The organism is Streptomyces milbemycinicus (assembly GCF_002154605.1).
GTDB lineage: Bacteria > Actinomycetota > Actinomycetes > Streptomycetales > Streptomycetaceae > Streptomyces > Streptomyces milbemycinicus.
This window is the reverse complement of record NZ_MUNE01000493.1, coordinates 1-6,694: the sequence shown is the minus strand read 5'-3', so window position 1 is coordinate 6,694 and position 6,694 is coordinate 1. Positions and strand designations below refer to the sequence as shown.

Annotated in this window: 5 protein-coding genes and 2 pseudogenes; 3 read left to right on the top strand and 4 right to left on the bottom strand. The window is 71.3% G+C overall.

Translation table 11 applies throughout. The features are described 5' to 3' along the window. Both CCN51_RS35000 and CCN51_RS34995 read left to right on the top strand, forming a co-directional pair. Positions 1 to 476, top strand: a 476-nt coding sequence (locus tag CCN51_RS35000) for a PH domain-containing protein (RefSeq protein ID WP_158104729.1), incomplete at its 5' end; no start/stop codon positions are given. A gap of 413 nt (positions 477 to 889) precedes the next feature. Beyond that, positions 890 to 2,071 (top strand): Cmx/CmrA family chloramphenicol efflux MFS transporter, encoded by a 1,182-nt coding sequence (locus CCN51_RS34995; protein WP_014179607.1) that lies wholly within the window; start codon positions 890 to 892, stop codon positions 2,069 to 2,071. Positions 2,072 to 2,119: 48 nt separating this feature from the next. On the opposite strand, the gene CCN51_RS34990 is transcribed toward CCN51_RS34995, so the two are convergent. From CCN51_RS34990 to CCN51_RS34980, 3 genes are read right to left on the bottom strand one after another with little or no spacing between them, the layout of a single operon-like run. Then, entirely contained in the window at positions 2,120 to 2,869 is a 750-nt protein-coding gene (locus CCN51_RS34990; protein WP_014179608.1) for a succinate dehydrogenase/fumarate reductase iron-sulfur subunit, read from the bottom strand. Next, the gene (locus CCN51_RS34985) at positions 2,866 to 4,812 is read right to left on the bottom strand and encodes a fumarate reductase/succinate dehydrogenase flavoprotein subunit (RefSeq protein WP_014179609.1); all 1,947 of its coding nucleotides are present in this window, start codon (positions 4,810 to 4,812) and stop codon (positions 2,866 to 2,868) included. The genes CCN51_RS34990 and CCN51_RS34985 overlap by 4 nt, the downstream gene beginning before the upstream one ends. A gap of 1 nt (position 4,813) precedes the next feature. Further along, positions 4,814 to 5,578, bottom strand: coding sequence for a succinate dehydrogenase cytochrome b subunit (locus CCN51_RS34980; protein ID WP_043487590.1), 765 nt, complete (start codon positions 5,576 to 5,578; stop codon positions 4,814 to 4,816). A gap of 83 nt (positions 5,579 to 5,661) precedes the next feature. Between CCN51_RS34980 and CCN51_RS34975 the strand changes: the two are divergent. Beyond that, positions 5,662 to 6,483: pseudogene (locus CCN51_RS34975) on the top strand (LysR family transcriptional regulator); the annotation flags it as partial. Positions 6,484 to 6,549: 66 nt separating this feature from the next. On the opposite strand, the pseudogene CCN51_RS60235 reads toward CCN51_RS34975, so the two are convergent. Beyond that, a pseudogene (locus CCN51_RS60235) lies at positions 6,550 to 6,636 on the bottom strand (hypothetical protein); the annotation flags it as partial. Between the last annotated feature and the right edge of the window lie 58 nt (positions 6,637 to 6,694).

Below are 6,694 nucleotides of genomic sequence, written 5' to 3'. Positions count from 1 at the left end.
CCATCCCGCGCATGACCCGGCATCCGCGCGCCGCGCTCCGCCGCCGGGTCATGCGCGGGATGGTGTGGGTCGTGGCGCCGGTGACGGCCGCCCTCGCCGTGCTCGGGGTACTGCTGACGCCCGTACTGCTGTACTGCGGCGGGGGCTTCCTCCTCGTCGCGACCCCCGTCGTGTACGCCCTGGCGCGCGACGCGTATCGCGCGCTCGGCCACGGCCTGGCGGGTGGTCACGACGGCTATCTGCTCATCCGCTCCGGCACCTTCAGCCGCGACACGGTCGCCCTGGACCGCCGGGCCGTGCTGGCCTGGACGTTCACCGACAGCCCGCTGTCGCGCCGGGCCGGGGTCACGACCGTGACGGCGGCCGTCGCCGCGGGTGAGGACGGCTACCGCATCCCCGACATGGCGGCCGGGGAGGCGGCGGGATTCGCGGATACGGCGGCTCCGGGGATCCTCGACGAGTTCCTTGTGAAGTGACCGGTGGGGCCTCCCCGGCGACGGCCCCACCAGCACCCCCGTACACCGGCAATTCCGTGGCACAGGTATCGACGGGGCTGCTACGGTGCGGAATCATGAGCAGCCCGGAGTCCGACAGACCCTAGCCACCGGCCGCGTCCGGTGGCAGTACCGCCGATGAGCCGCGTACTCCGGCCCTCTTGAGGCCGTGCGGCAGCCTTGGCGCCGCCCCGGCGGCCGGATCTCCGCTTCACGGGCAGCGGACGACTCCGACCGGACGTCGTTTCCCCTTCATCTCCCTCGCGCTCCCGCCAGTCGTGCGCGCCTTTTTCGCGTGCGGTGACGCGTCCTGGCGAGCGCACCTCGGCGAACTCTCCCGTTGGCGAACGCTGCCCGTTCGCAGATTCCGTCACTTCCACTCGGGGAGTTCCCGTATGCCCTTTGCCGTCTACATGCTTGGCCTGGCCGTATTCGCCCAGGCCACCTCGGAGTTCATGCTGTCCGGTCTGGTGCCGGACATCGCCGCCGACCTCGGGGTCTCCATCCCTCAGGCCGGCTTCCTGACCTCGGCGTTCGCCATCGGAATGGTCGTCGGCGGGCCGCTGCTCGCGATGCTCACCCTGCGCTGGCCGCGGCGGACCGCGCTGGTGGCGTTCCTGGTGGCGTTCGCCGCCGCCCATGTCGTCGGGGCGGTCACGGACGACTACGGGGTACTGCTGGCGACCCGGATCGTCGGCGCGCTCGCCAACGCCGGTTTCTGGGCGGTGGCCGCCGGCGCCGCGGTCAGCATGGTCGAGCCGGACAAGAAGGCCCGTGCGATGTCCGTGGTCATGGGCGGGGTCACGCTGGCCTGTGTGGCGGGTGTGCCCGGCGGGGCGATGCTGGGGCAGCTGTGGGGCTGGCGGTCGGCGTTCTGGGCGGTGGCCGTGCTGTCCGTCGCCGGTGTCGCCGCCGTCCTGGCCTCGATCCCGGCCGGTCGCCCCGATGCGCCCTCGGCCGGGCTGCGCGCCGAGCTGCGCTCGCTGGTCGGCGCGCAGCTGCTGACCGCCTACGCCATGAACGCCCTGGTCCAGGGCGCGACCTTCTGCACCTTCACCTATCTCGCGCCGCTGCTGACCGAGGTCAGCGGCTACGGCGCCGGGTGGGTGCCCGCGATGCTGGTGCTGTTCGGCGTGGGCGCGTTCGTCGGCATCACCGTCGGGGGCCGGATCGCCGACGCCCGGCCGTATCTGATCCTGCTGACCGGCATGAGCGCGCTGACGCTCGGCTGGGCCGTGCTGGCCCTGAGCGCCGGGGCCGCGGTGGCCGTGTTCGTGCTGGTCTTCGTCCAGGGCCTGCTCGCGTTCGGCATCGCGCCGGTCCTGACCTCGCGCACCTTCTACCTGGCCGATGGCGCACCCACCCTCGCGGGCGGGTTCACCACGGCGGCGTTCAACGTCGGCAACACGGCGGGCCCGTGGTTCGGCGGGCTCGCCATCGACGCGGGCCTCGGTTTCCGCTCGCCGGTGTGGACCAGCGCGCTGATGATGCTCGTCGCGCTGGCCACGCTCGGCCTGGCGGTCGCCCTGCGCCGGCGCGAGGCGCGAAGCGAGCCCCCGGTGGCGGCGGCGGTCTGAGCACCGCCGCCACCTCGCCCTGCTGACGGTACGAGAACTCTCGTACCGTCAGCTGCGGCCGCCCTTCATGCTCGCCCGCAGGAATTCCCGGTTCATCATGGAAATGCTCTGCAGCGGGATCCCCTTGGGGCAGGCCACCGCGCACTCCCCGGTGTTGGTGCAGCCGCCGAAGCCCTCCTCGTCCATCGCGCCCACCATGTCCAGCACCCGCGACTCGCGCTCGGGCTGCCCCTGCGGCAGCACGTTCAGATGGACGACCTTGGCCGAGGTGAAGAGCATCGCCGAGCCGTTGGGGCAGGCCGCCACGCAGGCTCCGCAGCCGATGCACTCGGCGTGCTCGAAGGCCGTGTCGGCGACCGGCTTGGGCACGGGCGTGGCGTGCGCGTCCGGGGCGCTGCCGGTCGGCGCGGAGATATAGCCGCCGGAGCCGATGATCCGGTCGAAGGCCGAGCGGTCCACGACCAGGTCCTTGACCACGGGGAAGGCGGCGGCACGCCACGGCTCGACGTCGATCGTGTCACCGTCGGAGAAGTGCCGCATATGCAGCTGGCAGGTAGTGGTGCGCTCGGGGCCGTGCGCCTGGCCGTTGATGACCATGCCGCACGCCCCGCAGATGCCCTCGCGGCAGTCGTGGTCGAAGGCCACGGGCTCCTCGCCGCGCAGGATCAGCTCCTCGTTGAGGGTGTCCAGCATCTCCAGGAAGGACATCTCGGGCGAGATGCCGTCGACTTCGTACGCGGTCATGGCGCCCGGCTCGTTCGGGCCGTGCTGGCGCCAGATCCGCAGGGTGAGCCTCATGCGTAACTCCGCTGCGTGGGGTGGACGTACTCGAAGACCAGGTCTTCGCGGTGCAGGACGGGCGCGCTGCCGGTGCCGCTGAACTCCCAAGCGCCCGCGTACGAGAACGACTCGTCGTCGCGGGCCGCCTCGCCGTCGGGCGTCTGGCTCTCCTCGCGGAAGTGGCCGCCGCACGACTCGGCGCGGTGCAGCGCGTCCAGGCACATCAGCTCGGCGAGCTCCAGGTAGTCGACGACGCGGTTGGCCTTCTCCAGCGACTGGTTGAGCTCTTCGCCGGTGCCCGGCACCTTGATCCGCCGCCAGAACTCCTCGCGGAGCGCCGGGATCCGGTCGAGCGCCTTGCGCAGCCCCGTGTCGGTGCGGGCCATGCCGCACTCGTCCCACAGCAGTTCGCCGAGCTCGCGGTGGAAGGAGTCGGGGGTGCGGTCGCCGTCGTTCGCCAGCAGCCGCGCCAGGCGGTCCGTCACCTCGGAGACGGCCTCGGTGACCGCCGGGTGGCCGGGGTCGACCTCGCCGTGCGGATGCCGGGCCAGGTAGTCGTTGATGGTGGAGGGGAGGACGAAGTAGCCGTCGGCCAGGCCCTGCATCAGGGCGGAGGCGCCGAGCCGGTTGGCGCCGTGGTCGGAGAAGTTGGCCTCGCCGATCGCGAACAGGCCGGGCACGGTGGTCTGCAGGTCGTAGTCGACCCACAGGCCGCCCATCGTGTAGTGGATGGCGGGGTAGATGCGCATCGGCACCTGGTACGGGTCCTCGGCGGTGATCCGCTCGTACATCTCGAAGAGGTTGCCGTACTTCTCGGACACCGCCTTGCGGCCCATCCGGGCGATCGCGTCGGCGAAGTCCAGATAGACGCCCTGGCCGCCGGGGCCCACCCCGCGCCCCTCGTCGCATACGTTCTTCGCGGCGCGGGAGGCGATGTCGCGGGGCACCAGATTGCCGAACGACGGGTAGATCCGCTCCAGGTAGTAGTCGCGCTCGTCCTCGGGTATCTCGGCGGGCGGGCGGGTGTCGCCCTTGGCCTTGGGCACCCAGATACGGCCGTCGTTGCGCAGCGACTCGCTCATCAGGGTCAGCTTGGACTGGTGGTCGCCCGAGCGCGGGATGCAGGTGGGGTGGATCTGGGTGAAGCAGGGGTTGGCGAAGTACGCGCCGCGCCGGTGCGCCCGCCAGATGGCCGTGGCGTTGCTGTTCTTGGCGTTCGTCGACAGATAGAAGACGTTGCCGTAGCCGCCGGAGGCCAGGACCACGGCGTCCGCGAAGTACGTGGAGACCTCGCCGCTGATCAGATCGCGGGCCACGATGCCACGGGCCCGGCCGTCGATGACGATCAGGTCGAGCATTTCGGTGCGGGGGTGCATCTCGACGTTGCCCGCGGCGATCTGCCGGGTCAGCGCCTGGTACGCGCCGAGCAGCAGCTGCTGGCCGGTCTGGCCGCGGGCGTAGAAGGTGCGGGAGACCTGGACGCCGCCGAAGGAGCGGGTGTCCAGCAGACCGCCGTACTCGCGGGCGAACGGCACGCCCTGGGCCACGCACTGGTCGATGATCTCCACCGAGACCTCGGCGAGGCGGTGCACATTGGACTCGCGGGCGCGGAAGTCGCCGCCCTTGACGGTGTCGTAGAACAGCCGGCGGATGGAGTCGCCGTCGTTGCGGTAGTTCTTGGCCGCGTTGATACCGCCCTGGGCCGCGATCGAATGGGCCCGGCGGGGCGAGTCCTGGTAGCAGAACTGCACCACGTGGTAGCCCTGTTCGGCCAGCGTCGCCCCGGCCGCGCCGCCCGCGAGGCCGGTGCCGACCACGATCACGGTGTGCTTGCGGCGGTTGGCGGGGTTGACCAGCTTCGCCTCGAAGCGGCGGCGGTTCCAGCGCTCCTCGATGGGGCCGTCCGGGGCCTTGGCGTCGCTGATCGGCTCGCCGGTCGTGTACTCCGCATAGGTGCTCATATCAGCTCACTACTCCGGTCATGACCCCGATGGGCACGGCGATGAACCCGCCGGCCAGGACGGCCGCCACAGCCGTCGAGACGATCTTGAGGGCGCGGTCGCGGTGCGGGCGGCCCGTGCCGAGGGTCTGGGCGGCGCTCCACAGGCCGTGCCGGATGTGCAGACCGAGGGCCAGCATCGCCACGATGTAGATGGTGTTGCCGTACCAGGTGGAGAAGGTCGCCACCACGTTCTGGTACGGATGGCCGGGCTCGGCGTGCTCGTTCACGGTGAGCGTGGTCAGGTCCAGGATGTGCCAGACGATGAACAGGCCGAGGATCACCCCGCCCCAGCGCATGGTCCGGGTGGCGTAGCTCGACTTCTGCCTGCGGCGCGCGTACTTCTGCGGCCGCGCGGCCAGATCGCGCCGGCTGAGCTGGTACGCGGCCACGGCGTGCAGCACCACCGAGGCCACCAGCGCCACCCGGACCAGCCACAGGAACCACTCGTAGTGCAGTGCGGGCTCACCGAGGGTGCGCAGCCAGTGCGCGTAGCCGTTGAAGTCCCCGGGCCCGAAGAAGATCTTGAGGTTGCCGAGCATATGGACCGCCAGATAGGCCAGCATGATCAGCCCGGTGACGGCCATCACCGCTTTCTTGCCGACGGTCGAGCGCCACACGGAGCCGATGAGGGACGGGCTCCGCGCGGGCTTCCGCGGCGGTTCCGGCCGCTGTCGCGGCCCCTTCTGGGCGGCCCGCTCAGGGTCCGTCCGCGTCGCCAGTGCCATGTGACAAGACGCTAGGGAACGCTTTGCGATTCGTCCAAGACATGGTATAGCTCGATTCCATAGGTCATGGCTATCATGCCTGCGTGAGACTGCAGCAGCTGCGTTATTTCGCCACCGTGGCCGATACTCGCCATTTCACGCGCGCGGCGGAGATCCTGCATGTCGCCCAGCCGTCGCTGTCCCAGCAGATCCGCACCCTGGAACGGGAGCTGGGCGCCGAGCTGTTCCACCGCGCCCGCGGCAACATCGCCCTCACGGACGCGGGGGAGGCCCTGCTCCCGCTGGCCCGGCAGATCCTCGCCGACACCGAGACCGCGCGCCGCGAGGTGCAGGAGGTCGCCCAGCTACGGCGCGGCCGGGTCCGGCTCGGCGCCCCGCCGAGCCTGTGCGCCAGCCTCGTCCCGGATGTGCTGCGCCGCTTCCACGACGAGTTCCCCGGTATCGAGCTGATCGTGGACGAGGGCGGCTCGCAGGACCTGGTACGCACCCTGGCCGCGGGCGAGCTGGACCTCGCGCTGATCATCACCCCGCTGGCCGGGCAGGCCCCGGCGCTGGCCACCACCGAGCTGCTGCGCGAGGAACTGGTCGTGGCCTCCTCGCCCGCGTCGCCACCACCCGTCAGGCGCCGTCACATCCGCGTCGAAGATCTGCGGGACCAGCCGCTTGTGATGTTCCGGCGCGGCTATGACCTGCGGGAGTTCACCACCTCGGCCTGCCGGGCGGCCGGCTTCGAGCCCTCGTACTCGGTCGAGGGCGGGGAGATGGACGCGGTGCTCGGCTTCGTACGGGCGGGGCTCGGGATCGCCGTGATCCCGGGGATGGTGGCCGCCAGGTCCGGGCTGCGGGCCACGCCCTTCGCGGGCCACGGCATGCAGCGCACCATCTCCCTCGCGCACCGCAAGGACGGTGGCCAGCGCCGGGGCCTGCCCGGCCAGCGGGGTGATGATCAGCGCGAGGTCCAGCTCGCCCGCGGCCAGGGTGCGTACCAGGTCCTGCGAGCCGCCCTCGTCCACGATCAGCTCGATACCGGGGAACTCGTCGTGGAAGCGGCGCAGCACATCCGGGACGAGGCTGGCGCACAGGCTCGGCGGGGCGCCGAGCCGGACCCGGCCGCGC

Coding starts and splice junctions, on each gene's coding strand:
- CCN51_RS34995 (WP_014179607.1), top strand. CDS start 890: ATGCCCTTTGCCGTCTACATGCTTGGCCTGGCCGTATTCGCCCAGGCC.
- CCN51_RS34990 (WP_014179608.1), bottom strand. CDS start 2,869: ATGAGGCTCACCCTGCGGATCTGGCGCCAGCACGGCCCGAACGAGCCG.
- CCN51_RS34985 (WP_014179609.1), bottom strand. CDS start 4,812: ATGAGCACCTATGCGGAGTACACGACCGGCGAGCCGATCAGCGACGCC.
- CCN51_RS34980 (WP_043487590.1), bottom strand. CDS start 5,578: ATGGCACTGGCGACGCGGACGGACCCTGAGCGGGCCGCCCAGAAGGGG.